The organism is Bifidobacterium aesculapii, from assembly GCF_001417815.1.
GTDB lineage: Bacteria > Actinomycetota > Actinomycetes > Actinomycetales > Bifidobacteriaceae > Bifidobacterium > Bifidobacterium aesculapii.
On sequence record NZ_BCFK01000089.1, the window covers coordinates 1 to 949 of the forward strand.

At 54.5% G+C, this 949-nt stretch carries 2 protein-coding genes; both read right to left on the minus strand.

All coding sequences use genetic code 11. The features are described 5' to 3' along the window. A partial coding sequence (locus BFAL_RS11680) for a hypothetical protein (protein WP_236691745.1) occupies positions 1–223 on the minus strand: 223 nt, incomplete at its 3' end. Positions 224–467: 244 nt separating this feature from the next. Beyond that, positions 468–719 carry a hypothetical protein gene (locus BFAL_RS10865; protein WP_082440543.1) on the minus strand — a complete coding sequence of 84 codons (252 nt, stop codon included), beginning with the start codon at positions 717–719 and terminating at the stop codon, positions 468–470. Positions 720–949: the final 230 nt, after the last annotated feature.

A 949-nucleotide genomic window follows, 5' to 3' on the forward strand; every position in this document is an offset into this window, starting at 1 on the left:
CACACACGACAAACACCACCAACCCTACCCCACCAACACCAACCCAACACCACAACCACACCAACAACAAACAAACAACACCAAACAACCAACCCACGCCAACCCCCATGGTGCGGCAACACAAAACCACCACAACCCCGGAAAACCAACAATCCCACCACCCACCACACAAGCCAAACACCACACCATGGGGAATAACACCACCAGGAAACACACCCAGCACCAGCCGACAACACACCACACCCACGACAGGAAATCAACGCGCAGCAGGGCACGAGAAGCCCGATAATGTTGATTATGTCAGGTATGCGGTACCAGACGGTATTGGTTTGATCGGCAACGTGCTCTCACCATCGACAGAGCTAACGACAGCTGGTATTGCGTCCAAGCCTCAGCAGCCGGCGATCTCAGCAGCTACAGGGCTTATAGGGGGTGCCATGGCGGGGATATACCACCGCCAGCGGCTTTCAGCGCCTACGGGGCTTATAGCCCTTCTTACGGCTATGCGGCTTGAGCTCCTGGTTGAGCGGTACATGCCGATAACTGGTCTGTGGATCGCGATGGGTGAGATGCCACGTACCGCAGAATTGGCATCGATACACCCATAATTCGGCGCCGCGTTCGATGAAACTCTGGTCGGCAGCCTGCTGGGCCTGCACTTTATCGTGGTACATGATCTTGTTCGATGTAGCGCATCGTTTCGGCGTGAAATAGTGCATGTGGGCCCCAATCTGACGTTCGACTATCAGCAATGATAGCGGAGCAGTTTCTTGGAAATGTGCCAAAGGGCAGGGTGCATACTGAACAATCAATGCTCTGCGGGTGGCTGTGCCGTCTAGTTACGCAGGGGTTTTGTTTGGATTGTTGATTCGTCACCGGTCTTTTCCCGCGGGTTTGCATGTCGATTGCGCGGGCTTGCGGGATAAATGTTGGGTGTTGATATGGGAAG